Origin of the sequence: Nocardioides sp. NPDC047086 (genome assembly GCF_040643685.1) — a bacterium.
Taxonomy (GTDB): domain Bacteria; phylum Actinomycetota; class Actinomycetes; order Propionibacteriales; family Nocardioidaceae; genus Nocardioides.
This window is the reverse complement of record NZ_JBEYUV010000006.1, coordinates 75,665-95,344: the sequence shown is the minus strand read 5'-3', so window position 1 is coordinate 95,344 and position 19,680 is coordinate 75,665. Positions and strand designations below refer to the sequence as shown.

The 19,680-nt window shown below is 68.4% G+C and carries 18 protein-coding genes; 11 read left to right on the top strand and 7 right to left on the bottom strand.

From position 1 onward, the window contains the following. Positions 1 to 37: 37 nt before the first annotated feature. The 8 genes from ABZ796_RS06860 (at position 38) to ABZ796_RS06825 (ending at position 8,765) form a co-directional block, all read left to right on the top strand. Positions 38 to 880 (top strand): NAD(P)-dependent oxidoreductase, encoded by an 843-nt coding sequence (locus ABZ796_RS06860; RefSeq protein ID WP_357335653.1) that lies wholly within the window; start codon positions 38 to 40, stop codon positions 878 to 880. Next, on the top strand, positions 877 to 1,980 hold the full coding sequence (locus ABZ796_RS06855) for an extracellular solute-binding protein (protein WP_357335651.1): 1,104 nt from the start codon (positions 877 to 879) through the stop codon (positions 1,978 to 1,980). Before ABZ796_RS06860 ends, ABZ796_RS06855 begins: the two co-directional genes overlap by 4 nt. Before the next feature lie 147 nt (positions 1,981 to 2,127). Then, a complete protein-coding gene (locus ABZ796_RS06850; protein ID WP_357335649.1) occupies positions 2,128 to 3,027 on the top strand; it encodes a LysR family transcriptional regulator in 900 nt (299 codons plus the stop codon). Positions 3,028 to 3,432: 405 nt separating this feature from the next. After that, positions 3,433 to 4,410: an extracellular solute-binding protein gene (locus ABZ796_RS06845; protein WP_357335648.1), complete on the top strand. Its 978-nt coding sequence runs from the start codon at positions 3,433 to 3,435 to the stop codon at positions 4,408 to 4,410. Positions 4,411 to 4,496: 86 nt separating this feature from the next. Further along, positions 4,497 to 5,939: an aldehyde dehydrogenase family protein gene (locus ABZ796_RS06840; protein ID WP_357335646.1), complete on the top strand. Its 1,443-nt coding sequence runs from the start codon at positions 4,497 to 4,499 to the stop codon at positions 5,937 to 5,939. Positions 5,940 to 5,963: 24 nt separating this feature from the next. Next, the gene (locus ABZ796_RS06835; RefSeq protein WP_357335644.1) at positions 5,964 to 6,734 is read left to right on the top strand and encodes an SDR family NAD(P)-dependent oxidoreductase; all 771 of its coding nucleotides are present in this window, start codon (positions 5,964 to 5,966) and stop codon (positions 6,732 to 6,734) included. An 8-nt stretch (positions 6,735 to 6,742) separates the two neighbouring features. Then, positions 6,743 to 7,636 (top strand): DUF6282 family protein, encoded by an 894-nt coding sequence (locus ABZ796_RS06830; RefSeq protein WP_357335643.1) that lies wholly within the window; start codon positions 6,743 to 6,745, stop codon positions 7,634 to 7,636. A 43-nt stretch (positions 7,637 to 7,679) separates the two neighbouring features. Further along, on the top strand, positions 7,680 to 8,765 hold the full coding sequence (locus ABZ796_RS06825; protein WP_357335641.1) for an ABC transporter substrate-binding protein: 1,086 nt from the start codon (positions 7,680 to 7,682) through the stop codon (positions 8,763 to 8,765). A gap of 110 nt (positions 8,766 to 8,875) precedes the next feature. On the opposite strand, the gene ABZ796_RS06820 is transcribed toward ABZ796_RS06825, so the two are convergent. From ABZ796_RS06820 to ABZ796_RS06795, 6 genes are all read right to left on the bottom strand, one after another. Continuing rightward, complete coding sequence (locus ABZ796_RS06820) at positions 8,876 to 9,970, bottom strand: extracellular solute-binding protein (RefSeq protein WP_357335640.1); 1,095 nt, start codon at positions 9,968 to 9,970, stop codon at positions 8,876 to 8,878. A gap of 28 nt (positions 9,971 to 9,998) precedes the next feature. Then, a complete protein-coding gene (locus tag ABZ796_RS06815) occupies positions 9,999 to 10,646 on the bottom strand; it encodes an isochorismatase family protein (RefSeq protein ID WP_357335638.1) in 648 nt (215 codons plus the stop codon). A gap of 48 nt (positions 10,647 to 10,694) precedes the next feature. Next, positions 10,695 to 11,315: an isochorismatase family cysteine hydrolase gene (locus tag ABZ796_RS06810; RefSeq protein WP_357335636.1), complete on the bottom strand. Its 621-nt coding sequence runs from the start codon at positions 11,313 to 11,315 to the stop codon at positions 10,695 to 10,697. Between the two features lie 94 nt (positions 11,316 to 11,409). Then, positions 11,410 to 12,645, bottom strand: a complete 1,236-nt coding sequence (locus ABZ796_RS06805; RefSeq protein WP_357335634.1) for an FAD-dependent oxidoreductase — start codon at positions 12,643 to 12,645, stop codon at positions 11,410 to 11,412. An 80-nt stretch (positions 12,646 to 12,725) separates the two neighbouring features. Beyond that, positions 12,726 to 14,132 carry a VWA domain-containing protein gene (locus ABZ796_RS06800; RefSeq protein ID WP_357335632.1) on the bottom strand — a complete coding sequence of 469 codons (1,407 nt, stop codon included), beginning with the start codon at positions 14,130 to 14,132 and terminating at the stop codon, positions 12,726 to 12,728. Beyond that, positions 14,129 to 14,998 carry a MoxR family ATPase gene (locus ABZ796_RS06795; protein ID WP_357335631.1) on the bottom strand — a complete coding sequence of 290 codons (870 nt, stop codon included), beginning with the start codon at positions 14,996 to 14,998 and terminating at the stop codon, positions 14,129 to 14,131. Before ABZ796_RS06795 ends, ABZ796_RS06800 begins: the two co-directional genes overlap by 4 nt. A 142-nt stretch (positions 14,999 to 15,140) precedes the next feature. On the opposite strand from ABZ796_RS06795, the gene ABZ796_RS06790 reads away from it, so the two are divergent. The 3 genes from ABZ796_RS06790 to ABZ796_RS06780 are packed head-to-tail and all read left to right on the top strand — an operon-like array spanning position 15,141 to position 18,621. Continuing rightward, positions 15,141 to 16,166 (top strand): cupin domain-containing protein, encoded by a 1,026-nt coding sequence (locus ABZ796_RS06790; RefSeq protein ID WP_357335629.1) that lies wholly within the window; start codon positions 15,141 to 15,143, stop codon positions 16,164 to 16,166. Between the two features lie 9 nt (positions 16,167 to 16,175). Next, the gene (locus ABZ796_RS06785) at positions 16,176 to 17,363 is read left to right on the top strand and encodes an MFS transporter (protein ID WP_357335628.1); all 1,188 of its coding nucleotides are present in this window, start codon (positions 16,176 to 16,178) and stop codon (positions 17,361 to 17,363) included. Continuing rightward, positions 17,356 to 18,621 carry an MFS transporter gene (locus ABZ796_RS06780; RefSeq protein ID WP_357335626.1) on the top strand — a complete coding sequence of 422 codons (1,266 nt, stop codon included), beginning with the start codon at positions 17,356 to 17,358 and terminating at the stop codon, positions 18,619 to 18,621. The genes ABZ796_RS06785 and ABZ796_RS06780 overlap by 8 nt, the downstream gene beginning before the upstream one ends. On the opposite strand, the gene ABZ796_RS06775 is transcribed toward ABZ796_RS06780, so the two are convergent. Continuing rightward, the gene (locus ABZ796_RS06775; protein ID WP_357335624.1) at positions 18,612 to 19,352 is read right to left on the bottom strand and encodes a FadR/GntR family transcriptional regulator; all 741 of its coding nucleotides are present in this window, start codon (positions 19,350 to 19,352) and stop codon (positions 18,612 to 18,614) included. The genes ABZ796_RS06780 and ABZ796_RS06775 overlap by 10 nt on opposite strands. Between the last annotated feature and the right edge of the window lie 328 nt (positions 19,353 to 19,680).

Sequence of the window (19,680 nt, the reverse complement as noted above, 5' to 3'; positions counted from 1 at the left end):
GCATCACCAACTGGTTCGAGGAAAGGAACACAACGAGATGACGCAGAGTGTGGGAGTCATCGGCCTGGGCGCGATGGGTCGCCCGATGGCCGAGCATCTGGTGGACGCGGGGGTGCCGACCTCGGTGCTCGACGTGGACACCGAGGTACGGCAGCAGGTCGTCGACCGTGGCGCGAAGGCCGCGGAGACGCTGACGGAGATCGCGGACAACGACGTGATCCTGGTCGTGGTCCCCTCCGACGCGGACGTACGCACCGTCTGTCTCGGTGAGGACGGGCTGCTGTCCGCGCCCAGGCCGGGCTCGGTGATCGTGATCAGCGCCTCGGTCACCCCCGAGACGTGCGAGGAGATCGCGAAGGTGGGAGCGCCGCACGGCGTCTCGGTCCTCGACGCCGCGCTGACCGGTGGCGTACGCGGTGCCGAGAACGGTGAGATCAACCTGCTCGTCGGTGGCGAGGAGGCCGTGCTCGACGGCATCCGCCCCTGCCTCGAGCCGTGGACCAAGGCCGTCCACCACCTCGGCCCGCTCGGGTCGGGCCAGGTCGGCAAGACGGTCAACAACCTGTGCCACTGGATCCAGATCGCCGGCATCCACGAGGCGATGCTGCTGGGTCGCCGACTCGGCGTGGACCCGTCCAGGCTGCGCGTGGCGCTCTACGACAGCCCGGCGAACAGCACGACGCTGCACGAGATCCAGGAGATGCGCTTCACCTGGTGGAAGAAGGACATCGACAACGCCCGCAGGATGGCCGAGCCGATCGGCTACCCGATGCCGATGACCGACCAGGCGTACGAGCAGATGGCAGGCATCACCCCCGACCGGATCAACACCCTGCTGATCCAGGACCTCGACCCCGACGCGGAGAGAGAGCAGCCATGAGAATCCGCACCGGACTGGTCGCTGCGGCCGCCGCCTCGCTCGTGCTCACCGGCTGCGGTGGCGGAGCGGGCAGCGTCGCCGCTGTCGGCAACCAGGAGAACATCGAGAAGGCCGCCGACGTCTACGAGAGGTTCAACAGCCTCGAGGGCGAGGAGCGGATGACGCAGCTGGTCGAGGCCGCCGAGAAGGAGGGCAGGCTCTCGGTCTACTCGACCCTGACTCCCGAGTCCGCCCCGGTCGTGGAGAAGGCGTTCGAGGCTGCGTACGACATCGAGGTCGACATGCCACGGATGTCGTCGGAGGACGTCATCACCAAGGTCGACACCGAGCAGGCGGGCGGTAACGACAACGGTGCCGACGTGCTGGAGCTGAACGGCTTCGAGCTGACCGCGCTGGCCGGCGAGGGGCACTTCGGCGAGTTCACCGGTCCCGAGCGCGACCTCATCGTCGAGGAGGGGCAGAAGGACGGCTGGACGGCCGACCGGCTCAACCGGTTCGTCGTCGCCCGCAACACGCAGAAGCTCCCCGACGCGGACTGGCCGACGCGGATCGAGGACTTCGCCGACCCGAAGTACCGGGGGAAGCTGTCCATGGAGATCAACGAGGTCGACTGGTTCATGGCGCTGCGCGGCTACTACATGGACCAGAAGGGGATGAGCGAGCAGCAGGTCACCGACCTCTTCAAGGCCATCGCCGCGAACTCCGCGATGGTCGACGGTCACGCCGCCCAGATGAGCCAGCTCGCCGCCGGCAAGTACGCCGTCGCGATGTCGACCTACGACTACCAGACCGCCGGCGTGGCCAAGACCGGTGCGCCGCTGTCGTACGAGCCCGTGGTCCAGCCCATCGTGCAGCGCCCCAACGGCGTCGCCCTGATGAACAGCGCCCCGCACCCGGCCGCCGCCTACCTCTTCTACGTGTGGATCCTGACCGACGGCCAGCAGGTCCTCCGGGAGGCGGGACTGACCTCCGCGCTGAAGAAGGACGCCGGGGCCGGCCTCGCCGACGGCACCGAGATCGTCTCCGTCGACGTCGAGAAGCTCAAGGACGAGTTCGACACCTACCAGGACATGTACGCGGAGGTGACCGGACAGAAGTAGGGCTCGCGTGACGGGGCGGGTGGAGGACCCGGGCACCCGCCCCGCCGTCAGCGAGCGGCTGCTCGTGAAGGGCGGCTAAGGTGCAGCGAGACAATCGTTCCGACTCGGGTCGTCCGCGACCGCTCGGAGATGGGGAGAATTTCTCGCATGGACCTGCGGCAGCTGCGCTACTTCGCCGTGGTGGCGGAGACCTGCCACTTCGGGCAGGCCTCCGAGCGGCTGCAGGTCTCCCAATCGACGATCTCGCAAGCGATCCGCGCGTTGGAGACCGAGCTCGGTGTCACTCTCCTCGACCGCACGACTCGGCTGGTGACCTTGACGGCTGCCGGCGCGTTCCTCCAGTCAGAGGCAGAGCAGATCTTCAGCCGGATCGACGAGGCGGCCTCAGGTGTCGCCAGGCTTTCCGCCGGACAGGCAGGCCTGCTTCGGATCGGGATGACGGGCACCGCGACCTACGCCTATCTGCCACGCATCGCTCGCGTCCTGAGGGAGGAACTGCCCGACGTCGCGTTGTCTGTGCAGGGCGACATGCTTACCCCGGACCAGTGCGACGCGCTGCGTGCGGGCACGCTCGAGCTCGGTATCCTGCGACCGCCGGTGGTGGGAGATGGGCTCACGACGGTCCCCTTCATCAGGGAGTCGTTGCTGCTCGCGATCCCGGCGACACACCGGCTCGCCGACCAGGCAGACATCTCTATCGTCGACCTTCGTGACGATCCCTGGGTCGCCTACAGCAGCCAGCACTCACCGCTGAACGAGGCCGTGAACCGCGTCTGCCTCGAGGCCGGATTCTCGCCACGCAGGCAGCACGCTGGGCTGACGACGTCGGTCCTGCTCGGTCTGGTCGCCGCGGGCCTGGGGGTGACCGTCGTGCCCGAGGGCGTGCGTGCGTTGCCGCAGGAAGGCGTCGTCTTCCGGGAGATCCCTGACGCGGGAACGCTGGAACAGGTCCTGGCCTACCGGTCCGCCCCGCACAACCCGATCGTGGATGCCGTCGTCCCGCTGATCGCGAGGTCCTGGGCCCAGGAGACCCTCGAACAGCACTGACATCGTCCCGACATTTATCTACAAAACACTTGTGGTCGAATCGGTACGATCGCTACAGTCGAACAATCTACTGAGGATCGACTCCCCGTTATCGCGGACGTCGATCCGGACATGCGCTGAATTCCATGCACCCTCGAGGCGCGAGGCCGGACGGTCGGAGAGGCCGTTCGTTCCCTCGGTGCCGAGTGGGCGCCTACCCATATCTCGTGGTTTGGACTAATGGTCATATGGATTTAAAGGTCGTCCCCTCCGTGCTGTGAAGCGCGCTTCGCCGAGGCGGGCGAGAAAGGGAGTGTGATGCGTCGGAGAACACTTACGACAGCAGCGGTCGTACTCATGGCCCTGTCGGTCGTCACGGCTTGCGGTTCAGGCTCAGTCCCGGCGGAGGACACCTCGGACATCGCGATGTACACGGGCCCGGACCGGCAGGAGATGCTGCTTGCGGGCGCCAAGAAGGAGAAGGATCTTCTCTGGTACACCACCACGATCCCGGACCAACTGGCCGAGCCGCTCGCTGCCGGGTTCGAGAAGAAGTACCCCTTCGCGTCGGTCGAGTTCTACCGAGCGAACTCGACCGACGTCGCCTCGAAGGCGATGGAGGAGTACCGGGCCGGGAGCCATGACGTCGACGTGGTCGACGGGACCGGGACCGCCACCATGCTCGAGGACGCCGGCATCATCCAGCCGTTCACATCGCCCGAGCTCGATGCCTATCCTGCCGAGGCGAAGGACCCGGACGGCTACTGGGGCCCGCAGCTGCTCTACTTCATGGCGGTCGCCTACAACACGGACAAGGTGGACGCAGGCGAGGCGCCCAGGACGTACGAGGACCTCCTGGACCCCCGATGGAGGGGGAAGATGTCCTGGAGCACGAGCCCGACCTCGGGCGGTCCGTTGTTCTTGGGGAACCTCATCGAGGCCTGGGGCGAGGACCGGGCGATGCCATACATTGACCGGCTAGCCGAGCAGAAGATCGCCAACGTCGACTCGTCCGGCCGATCGGTGCTGGACCGGGTGGTGAACGGGCAGGTGGATCTCGGGGTCCAGATCTTCAACGACCAGGTCGAGGATGCCGCGCACGACGGTGCGCCTGTCGCCTGGGTCCCGCTGGAGCCGGTCACGGCGCAGTACTCCCGGATCTCGTTGCTCGAGAACCCGCCCCATCCACACATGGCGATGCTGTTTCTCGACTTCATGCTCAGCAAGGAGGGCCAGGAGATCATCCGGCAGGGGCGTGGCATTCCCGCCCATCCGGAGGTCGACGCGGTCGACCCGAAGCTCAAGCCCGGTCCTGGTGGCTTCGAGGCGCAGTTCACCGAGCCGGACCAGGTGCTCAAGCAGACCAACGAGTGGGCGGACCTCTACCAGGAGAAGTTCATGTGACGGGGACTTCCCATGCGGCCGGCGCACAGCTACCCATCGACTCGATAGCGACCTCGATAGCGACCTCGACAGTGACGGAGAACGATGTGACCAGGATTCCCTCCCCCAAGATGCTCATCGACGGCGAGCTCGTCGGCGCCTCGAACGGCGCGACGCTTCCCGCCGTGAACCCGACGACCGAGCAGGTCCTCGGCGACCTCCCGGACGCGAGCACCGCGGACGTGGACAGGGCCGTCGGCGCTGCGCGACGGGTGTCCCCCGAATGGAGCGGTACGCCGTGGACGCAACGAGCCCGCATGCTGCGTGACTACGCCGATCTGCTCGACGAGCACCGCGACGAGTTGGCCGAGCTGGACGCGCTCGACGCGGGGCTTCCGGTCGCGAGCATGCGGGCCGACGTGACCAGCGCGGCGAACGAGATTCGCTACTTCGCCGGACTGGCCGGCGAGACGAAGGGACAGACGATCCCCAGCGGACCCGACCAGCTCACCTACACCGAGTTCGTCCCCTATCCGGTCGTTGCCCGGATCGTTCCGTTCAACCACCCCGTCAAGTTCATCTCCGGCAAGGTCGCTGCGGCTCTGGCCGCAGGCGCTCCGGTGGTCGCCAAGCCGGGGGAGCAGTCGTCACTGTCCGCGCTCCGGCTGGCCGAGCTGGTCAAGGACCTGTTCCCCGCGGGCGTGCTCAACATCGTCACCGGCTCCGGCGCCACCACGGGCGCGGCCCTCTCCGGTCACCCGGACGTACCCCGGGTGGCGTTCACGGGGTCGGTTCCGACCGGCGCCCGGATCATGCAGGCGGGTGCCCCGACGATCAAGCACGTCAGCCTCGAGCTCGGCGGGAAGAACCCGATGATCGTCTTCCCGGACGCCGACGCCGAACGGGCCGCCGTCGCCTCCGCGGCCGCGATGAACTTCGCCCGGTCCATGGGGCAGTCGTGCGGCTCCTCGTCGCGGGTGTTCGTGCACCGCGAGGTCAAGGAACTGTTCGTCAACGCGCTGGTCAAGCGGCTCTCCGAGCTGAAGGTCGGCGACCCCATGCGTGACGACACCGACATGGGCCCTATCGCCTTCCGCGAGCACTACGAGAAGGTCTGCTCCTACGTCCGGGTCGGCATCGACGAGGGCGCCACGCTCACCTACGGCGGCAAGCGGCCCGAGGGTCTCGACGCCGGGTTCTTCATCGAGCCCACCGCATTCACCGATGTCACGGTGGACATGAGGATCGCCAAGGAGGAGATCTTCGGCCCGGTCGTCTCCGTGCTGGACTGGGATGACTACGAGACGATGATCGCCCAGGCCAACGACGTCGAGTTCGGCCTGACCGGCAACGTCTGGACCAACGACATCTCCCAGGCGCTTCGTACGGCCCGACGGATCGACTCCGGATACATCTCGGTCAACGGCACCGGCAAGCGGCCGACCGGGTCTCCGTTCGGAGGCTTCAAGAGCAGTGGCCTAGGCAAGGAGAGCTCGCTCGACGAGCTGCTCAGCTATGGCCGCGAGAAGTCCGTGACCATCACCCTCTGACCTGCACCTACGAAGGAGATCTCGATGAGCACCAACCAGACGACCCCGGGCGCGGTCATCATCACCGGCGGCGCGCACGGCATCGGTTCGGCGTACGTCGACCGGCTTTCCGCGGACGGCTACGCCGTCGTGATCGCCGACCTCGACGAGGCCGGGGCTCAGGCGAAGGCCAAGGACGTCGCCGCGGCCGGTGGCAAGGCACTGGCCCTCAGGACCGACATCTCTGTCGAGGCCGACGTCGCGGCCCTGATAACGGGCACTGTGGCGGAGTTCGGCACGGTCACCGGCCTGGTCAACAACGCCGCGGTCTTCTCGGTCGTACCGATGTCGCGCGGGACGTTCGCGGAGATCGAGCTCGACGAGTGGGACCTGATGATGCGGGTCAACCTGCGCGGCACCTGGCAGATGTGCAAGGCCGTCACCCCACACATGGCCAGGAACGGCTACGGCAAGATCGTCAACGTCAGTTCCGGCACCGCCATCAAGGGCTCGGCCGGGCGCATCCACTACGTGACTTCGAAGGCCGGGATCCTGGGCTTCACCAAGACCCTGGCCCGTGAGGTCGGAGCGGACGGGATCCGCGTCAACTGCGTTGCACCGGGAAGCACACTGAGCGAGGAGAACCCGGACGAGAGGACGGTGGAGTACCGCAAGTCCCGTGTCGGGGACCGCGCCCTCGGGCGCGTCCAGATGCCGGAGGACCTGGCTGGCGCTGTCTCATTCTTCATCTCACCTGACAGCGACTTCGTCACCGGTCAGACCCTTGTGGTCGACGGTGGCGCTTGCATGCACTGAGGCCATCGATGGAAACCGTCTACGACAGGCTCGTCCGCGACACGGTCGACCTGCACTGTCACGTCGATGTCGAGTTCTCCCAGACCCTCTTCCGCAAGGCGGCCTCCGAGTGGGAGTGGCTGCCGGAGGCGGAAGAGGCTGGCACCCGTGCCGTCGTGCTCAAGTCCCACCTGTGGCCGACCATGTCGGTCGTCCCCTACCTCGAGAAGCTGTACGAGGGACCGGTCGAGGTCTTCGGCAGCATCACGCTGAACACCCATACCGGCGGCCTGGACCCCTGGGCGGTCGAAGTCGCCGCACACCTGGGAGCGCGGGCGGTCTTCATGCCCACATGGAGCTCGGTCAACGATGCTGCCCGAGGTGGCTTCGGCAGACGTCTCAGCGAGGCCTTCGAGCACTTCGACCATCAGCGGATGGGGACCCTGAGCGTGCTCGGCGAGGACCACGAGCTCACCAACGACGCTCGCGAGGTGATCCGTTTGGTCGCTGCGAACGACATGATGCTCAGCACCGGGCACCTGTCCTGGCGGGAATCGCTCGCGATCGCTGAGGAGGCGAACGCGATCGGGTTCGAGAAGGTGCTGTGCGGGCACCCGCTGTCGGGCTCGGTCGGTGCGCCGCACGAGGCGGTCCGCAAGGCGGCTGAGCTCGGGGCGTACGTCGAGTTCTGCTGGCCCACGGTAGCGCCCGGGCGCCACGACCCTGCCGAGGTGGTCGCGCTGGTCGGTGAGATTGGCGCTTCCCGGGCGGTCTTCACCAGTGACTACTTCGGTGGGAGCAACCCCTCGCCGTCGGCACTGATGCGGATGCTGCTCGGGGCCGTCCATGACGCCGGCCTCTCCGAGGAGGCGATCCGGCAGGCCGCGGCCACGAATCCGGCGGCACTGATCGGCCTGAGCTGATCACGCCGGGCACCACCTTGAAACCGATCGACAGGGAGACGATATGAACTGGCGCGTTCTCGTCGGGGCGGCCGCTACCGCGACCCTTGCCCTGGCGCTGGCCGGCTGCGGCGGCACCGCGGGCGGCTCCGAGACGGACTCCGATGCCGCCAAGGTCTACGACGAGATCAACGGGCTCAGCGGACAGGAGCGTACCGACCGGCTCGTCGAGCTGGCCGAGGCCGAGGGCGAGCTCACCATCTACCACTCGAACACCGACCTGGATGCGCTCATCGAGGCGTTCGAGAAGGCCTACGACATCGACGTCGCCCCGACCCGAGCGCAGTCGGAGACGGTACTGCAGAAGGTCATGACCGAGGCCGAGTCCGGCAACTTCGACGTCGACGTCATCGAGAACCCGTACAAGGAGAACATCTTCGCCGAACAGCAGGGCGTGTTCTACGACTACGAGAGTGAGTACCGTGACGCCGTCGTCGAGGAGGCCCGGTTGGAGGGCTGGACAGCGAACTACTTCAATGTGTTCGTCGTGGGCTGGAACAGCGACGCGGTCGACGCGGAGGAGATCCCCGAGGAGATCAAGGACTTCGCGGACCCGAAGTGGAAAGGACGCGTCTCCCTCGAGATCGGTGACGTCGACTGGTACGCGGCAGTGTCGCAGTACTACCTGGGGCAGGGCATGAGTGAGCAGGAGGTAGACGAGATGTGGGCGGCGATCGCCGCCCACGCCTCGGTCGAGAAGGGCCACAGCACGATGGGAGACATGCTCTCGGCGGGCAAGCTGCAGGTCGCGCTGTCGATCTACCAGCACACGGTCGACGGGGCCGCCGCGGAGACCGGCGCCCCGGTGGAGTGGAACTCCGAGGGCCATCACGTCGGTCCTGTCGTGATCAGCCCGACCGGCGCCGGCGTCGTCAGGTCAGCACCCCATCCGGCGGCGGCCATGCTGTTCCTCGACTTCATGCTCGGGGAGGAGGGTCAGGAGCTCATGGCCGAGAACTTCCGGGTGGGATCCGTGCCGCGTGAGGACAGTCCGATCGCGGGCGTGGAGACGGTCCCGATGCCGCTGGAGATCGCCACGGAGGACTACGAGTTCTGGGACGATAAGTACCGCGCACTCGTCGGCGGGTGAGCGGTCCCGGCAGCAGGGGTGTCGTGGCCCGGGGGACGAGCCACGACACCCCTTTCATCCGTCTTCAGACCTCGCCGAATTGCTGCTGTCCCGGGACCGTCTTCACCGCATCAACCGCCGACGAGGGCGCGGTACTTGTCGTCCCAGTACTCGTACCTGTCGCCGGTCATCTCCTCGTCGGGCACGCCGATCGTGTCGACCTGGTCGATGGGTGAGGGGACTCCCTCCACGGTCGGGATCCGGTGGACGTCGGCGATCGTCTGCTGCCCCTCGCTGAGCACGTAGTCCATGAACAGCATGGCGGCTGCGGGGTGCTCGGCGGCGGTCATGAGGCCGGCCCCGTTCGGGCGGACGACGACGGGTTCGACGTGCTGGTCGTTCGGGTTCCACGCCACCGGGGCGCCGTGGTCGTCAGCGGCTCCGTCCACCGTGTGCTGGTAGATCGAGAGGGCGATGTCCAGCTTGCCGGCCGCGAGCATGTCTCCCATCGTGCTGTGGCCCTTCTCGACAGAGGCGTTGGCCGCGATGCCCTTCCACATCGTGTCCACCTCGGCCTGGCTCATGCCCCGGTCGAGGTAGTAGGTGGAGACGGCGGCGTACCAGTCGATGTCACTGAGCTCGAGCGAGATCAGCCCCTTCCACTTCGGGTCGGCGAAGTCCTTGATCTCCTTCGGCAGGTCTGCGGACTTGACCTTGTCGGTGTTCCAGCCGACGACGAACGCGTTGAAGTAGTGGGAGGTCCAGCCGTCCATCTGGCCGTCGGGACGTACGGCGTCGCGGTACGGGCTCTCGTAGTCGTAGAGGAAGCCCTGGTCGGCCATGATGTTCAGCTCGTTGGCGTTGTTGTCGACGAAGTCGACCTCGAGCTTGCCGGCGCTGCCTTCGGTGAGCAGCTTCTGCAGCACCGTCTCGGAATTTCCCCGGGTGAGCTCGACGTCGATGTCGTACTCCGACTCGAAGGCCTCGATGATCGTCTCCATGTCGGTGTTCGAGGTGTAGACAGTCAGCTTGCCCTCCTTCTCGGCGAGCTCGACCAGCTGATCGGTGCGCTCCTGGCCGGTGAGGGCGTTGATCTTGTCGTAGACCGCGGTGGCATCCTCGTTCGCCTCCGGTGCGCTGTTGGCGATCGGGCTGCCGCCGCAGGCGGTCAGGAGCATCGCGGTCGCGATGGTACCGATTCCTGTCATCTGAACGTGCTTCTTCATGTCGCCTCCTCGTGATCGAAGCGCGCCCTCAGGCGTGCCACCTTTTCTCGATCTCATCGACGGAGAGCACGTCGGCGTACTTGGTGCCCATGTCGAAGAGGTTGTTGCAATGTGCGAACCAAGACCTGTCGAAGCACGCGTCATCGATGACGAATGTGCTGAAGCCGTACGAGCAGGAGTCGACGACGGTGGCCCGGACGCATCCCGATGTCGATACGCCGCAGACGATGACGGAGTCCACCTTCTCCCGGGTGAGGAAGACCGACAGGGGCGTCTGGAAGAACGCGCTCGCCTTGGCCTTCTCGATGACCCAGTCGCCTTCCTCGGGGGCGATGGCATCCGGGATGTCGCCGAATCCGGTCTGGTCCGGGTCGTCGCGCCTGACCTTCTTCGTCGCGCGCCCCACGAACTGTTGGTCCTTCATGCTCGTGCGCGTATAGACGACCGGCACGTTCTGGCCGCGGGCGAGCTCGATCAGGCGGGCGATCCGTGGCATCGCCTCCCATGCGACCGGACCGGACGCCGTGGCGTACTCCTTCCTGGCCTCATCGAGGGTCAGGCCTTCCGATCCCGTGAAGCCGTAGGTGACATCGACGACGATCAGCGCCGACTTCTGGCCGAGGTCGAGCTGTCCGCTTCGAAGTCCGGCGAGCTCCTGCTCGGGTGCGTTCTCCATCCACGCTTTCATCGGAACGCGTTCCTCTCTGGTTCAGATCTGCAGGGATCAGGCACCGAGCGCGTCGATGACCTGGTCGAGCGTGCGTACGTTGACCATGCGCGGGAAGACCTTGCGCATGAAGAACTCGCGCTGCTCGAGGAAGCCGTTGCAGCAGTCCTCGACGACGGTGACCTGGAAGTCCATGTCGCGGGCGTCGTACGCCGTGGCGGCGATGCCGACGTGGACGGACCCGCCGACGAGCAGGATCCGTTCGATCCCGCGGCTGCGAAGCGACACCTCCAGGTGGGTGCCGTGGAAGGCGGACCAACGATGCTTGGGCACGTCGTAGTCCCCGGGCTGCGGCGCGAGCTCGGCGAGGACCTGATACTGGGGGGAACCGCTGTCGTGGGGCGGGTGGTGCTTGATCGGGTTGTCCGGACCCCACGGGACGAAGGCGGAGTCGGTGTCGGCGATCGTCCTGGCGAAGTCGGCGCCATCGATTCGGTGGTCGGCGCGGGCGTAGAAGATCGGTGTCCCGACCGAGCGACAGGCCGCGATCAGCTTGGCGGTGGTCAGGTGTGATCCGGCTTCTTCGATCGCCGGGCGGTAGGCCTCGAGCATGTCGAAGACGACGAGGGCGGTGCGGGCGGGATCGTAGGAGGTGATTGGTTGTGTCGGTCGGTCCACGGGGGCCTCTCTCTCTCGGTGCGGTCCGGGTCGTTGGCGAAGTCGTCGACGGTGATCAGTGCCTCGCGGCGCCGATGATTGGATCCCTCGTCACTCAGGCGATGGCCTTCAAGTGCGCCTTGAGCGCTACGTCGCGGTCCGCGGCGGCGGCCGGAGACACGTTGCCGCCGCGCTCGAGGATCTTGCGGACGGCCATGTAGTCACGAGGTGCGTTGACGGAGTCTGTCGAGATGAGCTGACCGGCCCGGTAGTAGAGCGCGGAGAAGGACTCGCTGCTGGGTTCGCCGCGCACCACGACCTGGTCGTAGCCGCTGTTCAACCCGGCGACCTGCAGCTTCAGGTCTGCCTGGTCGGACCAGAACCACGGGATGCCGGTGTCGGGCGGGGCGACGCCGACGAGGGTGGCCGCGGCGACCTTCGCCTGGGCGACGGCGTTCTGCACCGACTCGAGTCGCAGGGAGCCGCGGGCGGGGTGGGTGGTGACCGTGCAGTCGCCGGCGGCAACCACAGCGGGGTGGGACGTACGCGCGTCTGTGCCGACCACGATGCCCCCGTCGACGGCCAGGCCCAGCTGTTCGGCGAGCTCCGTACGTGGCTGCAGGCCGACACCGACGAGCACCAGGTCGGCGGGCAGGTACTGACCGGAGGCAAGCCTGACGCCGGCGACCCGGCCGCAGGAGCCGAGGATCTCCTCGACGCCGGCGCCGAGCATCACGTGGGTGCCCCGCCGACGGTGGGCGTCGAGATAGAAGTCGGAGACGACGGGGGCGACCGCGCGGGCCAGCAGCCGGTCGGCGATGTCGACGACGGTGACACGTTTGCCCGCCGCACGGGCTGCTGCTGCTGCCTCGAGGCCGATGAAGCCGCCGCCGATCACCACGACGTCCTGGGCGGAGCCCAGCCGGCGGCGCAGCTCGCCGGCGTCGTCGAGGTGGCGCAGGTAGCAGACGCCGTCCAGGTCGTGGCCGGGCACCCGGATCCGGCGGGCACGGCCGCCGACGGTGAGGGCGAGCCGGTCGAACTCGAGGCGTTGCCCTGTGGAGGTGACCGCGACGCCCGGTCGGTCCTCGGCGGGGAGCCTGGCCCCGGTGACCTTCTCGCCGAGCACCAGGTCGATCGCGTTCTCGCGATACCACTCCGCCCCGCGGAAGCTCAGTCCCTCGGGGCCGACCTTGCCGGCCAGGTACGCCTTGGAGAGCGGTGGGCGCTGATAGGGCAGGTGGGTCTCGCTGCCGATGAGGGTGATGGGCGAGCCGTCGCCCAGCTCGCGCAGCGTGGTGGCGACCTGTAGCCCCGCCTGGCTGGCCCCGATGATCAGCGTGCCGCTCATATCCGCCTCCTAATGGTCAATTGGTTAGACCATAGCATCGGGCGGTGGGGGAGCGGTAGTGGATGGGCCGCAGTGGATCCTCAGAGAAGGTCGTGGACGAAGGCCGCGAGCTGCTCGAGGTCGCGGCACTCGGCCATCTCGACGATGTCCGCATAGACGGTCGCCGCGGAGTCTCCGACGCCCCAGGTCCGTCGGGGCTCGGGGTTGAGCCAGATCGTGCGTTTCGCGGCTGCGGCGAGCTCTCGCAGGGTCGCGTCGCCGAGCGTGGAGTAGTTCGAGCGCGCGTCCCCGAGGATCAGCAGCGTCGTCCGCGGCCCCAGCACCTGGCCGTGCTCGGCCGCGAAGCGCTCGAAGACCCGGCCGTAGTGGGTACGTCCCGCCAGCACCGCCTCGCGGGTGCTGCCCGCGAGCCCGGCGATCACCTCCGCCGGGTCCGCCTCCGGGCGCAGCAGCTCGGTGACCTCCTGGATGTCGTCGACGAACGTGTACGCGCGCATGCCCCGGAATGCCTCGCGCAGGGCGTACACGAACATCAGCGTGAAGCGGGCGAAGTGGGCCACCGACCCACTGACGTCGCACAGCACGACGAGGTCGGTACGGTGCGGCCGCTTCGGTCGGTGGTGGGTGGTCAGAGGCACCCCGCCGGTGGCCATCGAGGCCCGGATCGTCCGGCGGAAGTCGACCGGACCGCCGCCGAGGCTGCGCCGCTCCTTGGCCATCCGGGTCGCCAGCCGACGCGCCAGCGGGTAGACCTCGCGGCGCATCGAGGCCAGGTCGGCGTACCGCGCCTGGGTGAAGGCCAGCTTCTCGATCGTCGGGCGCACCTGTTCGGCGGCCCGGCGGTCGGGACCCTCGCGCTCGGTGGTGCGCCGGTCGATGTCGGCGTGCACGGCGGAGACGAACTCGCTCAGCCGGCGCTGGGCGAAGGCGTCGGCCTCCTCCCGCTCGACACCGTCTCCGACCAGCCCGGCGACCAGCTGGTCGACGAGCTGCTGGACGTCGAGACGCTGCAGCGTCTCGTACGCCGACCACGGCGAGGCCCCGTTCGCGCGCCCGGGGTCGGTGCCGAACCGGCCGACCGACTCGGCAGCCAGCTGTCGCAGCAGCTGGTCGTCGAGATCGGACTCACGCAGGGCCCGCCGGATCCGGCGCCGCATCGTCTCGAGCACGTCGAGGTTGTCGCCGACGGGCTTCTCCTGCGGCCGGTCGGCGGCGAAGGCAACGCCGGTGCCGGTGCCGTCGCCGACCATGGCCGGGAAGTAGGCGTCGAAGAGGGCGTCGAACGTGGGTCGCTGGGAGTGCTTCTTGACCAGCGTGGCCGCGTACGCATCGCGAACCGTCGCCCGGTCGCCCCAGGCGACCCGGCCCAGCGCGGTCACCGCGTCCAGGTCCTCGGAGAGCGAGACCGGCAGCCCGGCGGCGCGGAGCGCGCGGACGAGCTCCAGGTGCCGTGCCAGCACCCCCGAACCGGCCGCGTCCCGGCTCACCCGGGCGCTCCGCCGGTGAGTACCTCGAGGGCTCGTTCCTGGTCGGACCGGTGCTTGAGCACCGCGCCCAACGTGGCGATGATCGCCGCCTCGTCGAGCGTGCGCAGCTCCAGCGCGACCAGCGTCCGCGCCCAGTCGACGGTCTCGGTGATGGACGGCGCCTTCTTCAGTGACAGCTCGCGCAGCCGCCCGACCGTTCGCACGATCCGGGCGGCGATCCGCTCGTCCAGGCCGGGCACATGGCTGCGTACGATCTCGAGCTCGCGCCGGGCGTCGGGGTAGTCGAGGTACAGATAGAGACACCGCCGCTTGACCGCCTCGGACAGCTCCCTGCTCGCGTTCGAGGTGAGCACGACGTAGGGGCGCCTGGTCGCGGTGACGGTGCCCAGCTCGGGGATCGTGACCTGGAACTCGCTCAGCACCTCCAGCAGCAGGCCCTCGACCTCGACGTCGGTCTTGTCGACCTCGTCGATGAGCAGCACCGTGCGCCGGTCGCGCCGGATCGCGTCCAGCAGCGGCCGGGGTAGCAGGAACTCCTCGGTGAAGATCTCGTCGTGGGTCTCCTCCCAGGTCTGGGTCCGGTCGGAGGCCTGGATCGCGAGCAGCTGCTTCTTGTAGTTCCACTCGTAGAGCGCGCGGGCCTCGTCGACGCCTTCGTAGCACTGCAGCCGGATCAGGTCGGCCCCGGCGGCGCGGGCGACCGCCTTCGCCAGCTCGGTCTTGCCCACGCCGGCGGGCCCCTCCAGCAGCAGCGGCTTCTCGAGCGCGCCGGCGAGGTAGGCGGTGGTCGTGGTCGCCGCGTCGGCGAGGTAGCCCGCCGAGCCGAGCTCTTCGGCGAGATGGGTGGGGGAGGTGAACCAGGGCATGGAACCGCATCCTTCTGGCGATGGGGTGGACAGTGGCGCCGATCACGCATAGATTAATGGTCAGTCCATTATGCATTGCAGTGCGCATCAGGTCGACCGACGACCTGACGTCTGTCATGGCACCGACGGCAGGAGGAAATGCATGGCCAAGAAGCTGCGTACTTTCGTTCGCGGACTCGACTCCGCGACCTACGGGCTCAACGAGTTCCGACAGAAGCAGCTCTCCTACGACCGCGTCCGCAACGACGAGTACGTCACCGACGACGCGAAGGTCGGTCACTCCGGCGACAGTGCCGAGTCCAAGACCTGGTGGCGCATCGGGCCCGGCGACGAGGAGTTCCTCACCCAGACCATCCACGTGCACTTCGTGGAGCTGCCGCCGCGGTCGGCGAACCACGGCCACGGCCATCAGAACGAGGCCGCCTTCTACATCCTCGAGGGCAAGGGCTACGAGATCCACGACGACCAGCGCTACGACTGGAAGAAGGACGACCTCGTCTACGTCCACACCGACTCGGTGCACCGCCACTACAACCCCTACGACGAGACGGCCCGGGCCCTCGTCGTCAAGGCGAAGAGCACCTGGATGTTCATGGGTCTGATCCAGCAGGGCCGCAGCGGCCCCATCGACCGTCCCGAGGAGTTCGGCCCGCGCGAGGAGTGGGGCCGGGTCTGGACCCCGGGTGTGCTCGACCGCAAGAAGGTCGTCGGTCCCGAGGACACCATCTGGGAGGTCACCCCGCTCGGCAACCAGCGCATCATCGCCGCGCCGGAGAAGACCGACGGCCGCATCCACAGCACCGACTCCTACGAGCTCGCCATCACCCCGGGCAGCCGCTCGGGCAAGTACTGGAAGATGGCCGACGAGGTCTTCTACGTGCTCAAGGGCAGCGGCCACTTCCTGATGTGGGAGGTCGAGGCCGAGATCGCCGAGAAGTACTACGCGCGCATCGCGCTCGAGCCCAAGCGCTACGACTTCGTCGAGGGCGACACCATCTACGTGCCGCAGAACCACGTGGTGCAGATCTTCGCCGGTGACGGCGAGGAGGTGCGCCTCTTCCAGTCGCAGAACCGGCTCTTCCGCTCGCTCGGGTACGACAACATCCACTTCTTCGAGGATGCCCCCGAGTACGCCGGCGACCGTGAGCTCGCCGAGAGCCAGGCCTGACCGGCCCCGGTGACGACCCACCGGTACCCCCGGCGCCTCCCGACGCGCGACACACTCGCCGCAGCGGGGGGCGCCGCCCTCTTCTCCTGTGCCCTCGGCCTCGCCTCGGTCGCGCTCCCGCTGCTGGCGATCGAGGCCGGCTACGACGCGGTTCAGATCGGCGTCCTCACCGCGGTCTCGGCGATCGCGCAGATGGTCTCGCGCCTCGGGCTGGGCGTGGTGATGCGCGTCCTGCCGGACTGGACCCTCGTCGCCGGCGCGACCGTCGTCCTGGCCGCCTCGAACGCCATGGTCGCGGTGAGTGCCGCGGTGGTGCCGTTCGTCGTGGCCCAGCTGCTGCAGGGCGTCGCGCGCGCCTGCTTCTGGACGGGCAGCCAGACCCACGCCGTCCGCCGCGAGGGCTCCTCGGTGAAGTCGCTGGCGGCGGTCAACTTCGTCTCGAACGTGGGGCTGCTCCTGGGCCCGCTGCTGGCCGGCGTGCTGGCCGCCCGCAGCCCGGCGTACGCCTTGGGGTGGGGTGCCGCGATGTCGGCGCTCGCCCTGGTGCCGACCGTCTTCATGGACCGGTTGCGTCCGTTCCGCCGGGTCAAGGATGCCGGCGGGGGACAGCTGTGGCGTCGCCCCGGTGTGGCGGCGGGCTGCTGGGCGGGTGTCACCGCCGGCGCCTGGCGCGGCCTGGTCGGCTCCTACGTCCCTGTGGTGCTGACCCATGCGGGGCACACCTCGACCGTGGTCGGTGCCCTGGTCGCGGTCGCCAACGCGACCTCTGTCGGCGGCTCCGCGATCGCCGGGAGGACGTCCCGCGCGGCGCTGTCCCGGGCGTTCGCCGTGTGCACCGTCGTCACGGGAGTGAGCCTGGGGGTGGTCGGCTTCCTCGCCGGCAACGCCTGGCTGGCCGGGGTGGCGCTCGGTGTCTCCGGGCTGGCTTCGGGAACGCTGCAGACGCTGGGTCCGGCGATCGCGTCGGACTCGGTCCATCCCGAGGAGCGTGGTGAGGCGATCGCCGTGGCCGGTACCTTCCGGGCGGCCGCGCTCTTCGTGGCGCCGTTCGGGGTCGCCGGCCTGGTGCTCGCGATACCGCTGTCGGCCGCGATCGGCGTGGCCGGCCTCCTGGTGACCGCACCGGCGCTGACCGTCACCCGGTTGCGTGGGGCGCTCTCCGCGTCCGACCACGAGAGGCAGGCGATCCGTGAGTGAGTCGGAGTCGCGGAGCGGGCGCTGGCCATGGGCGCTGCGCTCGCTCGGGCACCGCAACTATCGGCTCTTCATCACCGGCCACTCGGTCAGCACGATCGGCACCTGGATGCAGCGGGTCGCGCAGGACTGGCTGGTCCTCGACCTGACCGGGGACGCGGTCGACGTCGGGGTCGCCGCGGCGCTGCAGTTCCTGCCGGTCCTGCTCTTCGGGCTGTGGGGCGGTGCCGTCGTCGACCGCTGGGACCGCCGCAAGGTCATCATCTGCACCCAGGCGGCCAGCCTGGTGCTCGCGGTCGCACTGGCGGCGGTCGTGCTCACCGGCGCCGTCGAGCTGTGGATGGTCTTCGGGCTCTCGCTCGCACTCGGCTTCGTGACCGTCTTCGACAACCCGGCCCGGCACGCCTTCGTCGCGGAGGTGACCCGGCCGCAGGACTACGTCAACGCCCAGGCGCTCGCCTCGACGGTGCACAACCTCGGCCGACTGGTCGGTCCCGCTGTCGCCGGGACGCTGATCGCCGTCGCCGGGGCGGGCTGGGCGTTCGCCATCAACGCCGCCTCCTTCGTCCCGGTGATCTGGGGGCTGCTCCTCATCGACACCCGCAGCTCGGCCACCGAGCGCGCGGAACGACGGCCCGGCCGCGTACGCGACGGCCTTGCGTACGTCTTCTCCCATGCCGAGCTGCGGGCATGCATGATCCTGGTCGCCGCCATCGCACTGTTCGGGCAGAACTTCCGGGCCGTGCTGCCCGTGCTCGCCAAGGAGACCTTCCACGGCGACTCGCAGACCTACGGCTGGCTGACCTCGGCACTCGGCATCGGGGCTGTGATCGGCGCGCTCGGCACCGCGGCCACCGAACGGGTCAGCAGCTGGCGGCTGCTGCTGGCCGGTTTCGCGTTCGGGGTCGCGAACGCGCTGGTGGCGGTCTCGCCCTGGCTATGGGTCGCGATGTGCGCCGTTCTGGTGATGGGGATCGCCAACCTGGCGTTCAACACCCTGTCCAAGACCCTGCTCCAGCTGGGGACGGAGCCGAGCATGCACGGGCGCGTGATGGCCCTGCACGGCTTCGTGTTCCTCGGCACCACCCCGCTGGGCATGCCGTTGATCGGCTGGATCTGCGACCAGTGGGGAGCGCGCGCCGGGATGGCGGTCGCGTCGGTGACCGCCATCTGCGCGGCGACGCTGGTCGCGCCGACGCTGCGCCGACTCCGTGCCGGGCCGGCGCAGTCGCCCGACCCGGCCGCCTCCGCTCAGTCCTGAGCGTCCTCAGCCGTGCGCTCCGCGGTGCGTTCGAGGTGCGTGCTCATCACCGCGACGGCCGCGTCGACGTCGTGCGCCTTGATCGCCTCGACGAGCGCTCGGTGCTCCTCGGTGCCCTTGTGGCCCATCGTGGGCGCCGCCATCTGTGCCTGGCGCAGCGACATCAGGATCGGGCCGTGGAAGCTGTGCACGAGCATCTCGATCGCCGGGTTATGGGTGCAGCCGGCGACCCGGACGTGGAAGGCGGCCGAGAGCCCCATGGTGTACTCGCCCGCGGCGAGCGCGGCCTCGGCCTCGTCGATGATCGCGAGGAGATCGGTGACGTCCTCCTCGGTGGCACGCTCCACGACCAGCGGCAGGATGCCGATCTCGACGACCTTGCGGGCCTCGGTGACGTTGGAGCCGGTCAGCGGGGCGAGCGAGAGCAGGTCCGCGAGACCTGCGCTGAGACGCTCGGTGGACGGCGCGGTGACGAACGCCCCACCGCGGGCGCCGACTCGGATCTCGACGAGGCCGCTGGCCTCCAGGACGCGGAGCGCCTCGCGCACGGTCACCCGGCTGACGCCGAAGCGCTGGCACAGGTCACGCTCGCTGGGCAGGCGGTCTCCGGGGGTGAGCCGGCCGTCACGGATGAGCAGCTTGATCTGGTCGACGATCACCTGCGAGACCCGGTCGACGCTGACCGGGGCGAACATCTCGACGCCGGCTGTGCCTGAACTCGAGGTTGGCAAGGGGGATCCCTCCTGTGGGCTCGTCGCGGAGTTCCCGAGACGCGATTGGGCCAATGGTCTGTAGGTTCACAGTACACCTCGACACCTGGGGCGCCGCTTCCGTCCAGCAAAAGAATCGGTTGCTCCGGCAATAAGAGACGCCGACCATGGTCCGAGCTGGCTGGGTTAAGAGTCCGTGACGGGCTTCACACCGGCGCTGTGGTGTGTTACACATAGTGCTAATGGTCTGACCATCATCCCGTAAGAGGGTCAGGCGACGAATCAAGGAGCGCCCCAATTGAGACCCAGACTCGCCTGTGTCGCCGCTGTGACTGCAGCGACTTTGATG

What these genes read in the sequence shown, in the direction of transcription:
- ABZ796_RS06860 (WP_357335653.1), top strand. Translation starts at nt 38, where the DNA reads ATGACGCAGAGTGTGGGAGTCATCGGCCTGGGCGCGATGGGTCGCCCG.
- ABZ796_RS06850 (WP_357335649.1), top strand. Translation starts at nt 2,128, where the DNA reads ATGGACCTGCGGCAGCTGCGCTACTTCGCCGTGGTGGCGGAGACCTGC.
- ABZ796_RS06825 (WP_357335641.1), top strand. Translation starts at nt 7,680, where the DNA reads ATGAACTGGCGCGTTCTCGTCGGGGCGGCCGCTACCGCGACCCTTGCC.
- ABZ796_RS06805 (WP_357335634.1), bottom strand. Translation starts at nt 12,645, where the DNA reads ATGAGCGGCACGCTGATCATCGGGGCCAGCCAGGCGGGGCTACAGGTC.
- ABZ796_RS06845 (WP_357335648.1), top strand. Translation starts at nt 3,433, where the DNA reads ATGTACACGGGCCCGGACCGGCAGGAGATGCTGCTTGCGGGCGCCAAG.
- ABZ796_RS06790 (WP_357335629.1), top strand. Translation starts at nt 15,141, where the DNA reads ATGGCCAAGAAGCTGCGTACTTTCGTTCGCGGACTCGACTCCGCGACC.
- ABZ796_RS06815 (WP_357335638.1), bottom strand. Translation starts at nt 10,646, where the DNA reads ATGGAGAACGCACCCGAGCAGGAGCTCGCCGGACTTCGAAGCGGACAG.
- ABZ796_RS06820 (WP_357335640.1), bottom strand. Translation starts at nt 9,970, where the DNA reads ATGAAGAAGCACGTTCAGATGACAGGAATCGGTACCATCGCGACCGCG.
- ABZ796_RS06830 (WP_357335643.1), top strand. Translation starts at nt 6,743, where the DNA reads ATGGAAACCGTCTACGACAGGCTCGTCCGCGACACGGTCGACCTGCAC.
- ABZ796_RS06795 (WP_357335631.1), bottom strand. Translation starts at nt 14,998, where the DNA reads ATGCCCTGGTTCACCTCCCCCACCCATCTCGCCGAAGAGCTCGGCTCG.
- ABZ796_RS06835 (WP_357335644.1), top strand. Translation starts at nt 5,964, where the DNA reads ATGAGCACCAACCAGACGACCCCGGGCGCGGTCATCATCACCGGCGGC.
- ABZ796_RS06855 (WP_357335651.1), top strand. Translation starts at nt 877, where the DNA reads ATGAGAATCCGCACCGGACTGGTCGCTGCGGCCGCCGCCTCGCTCGTG.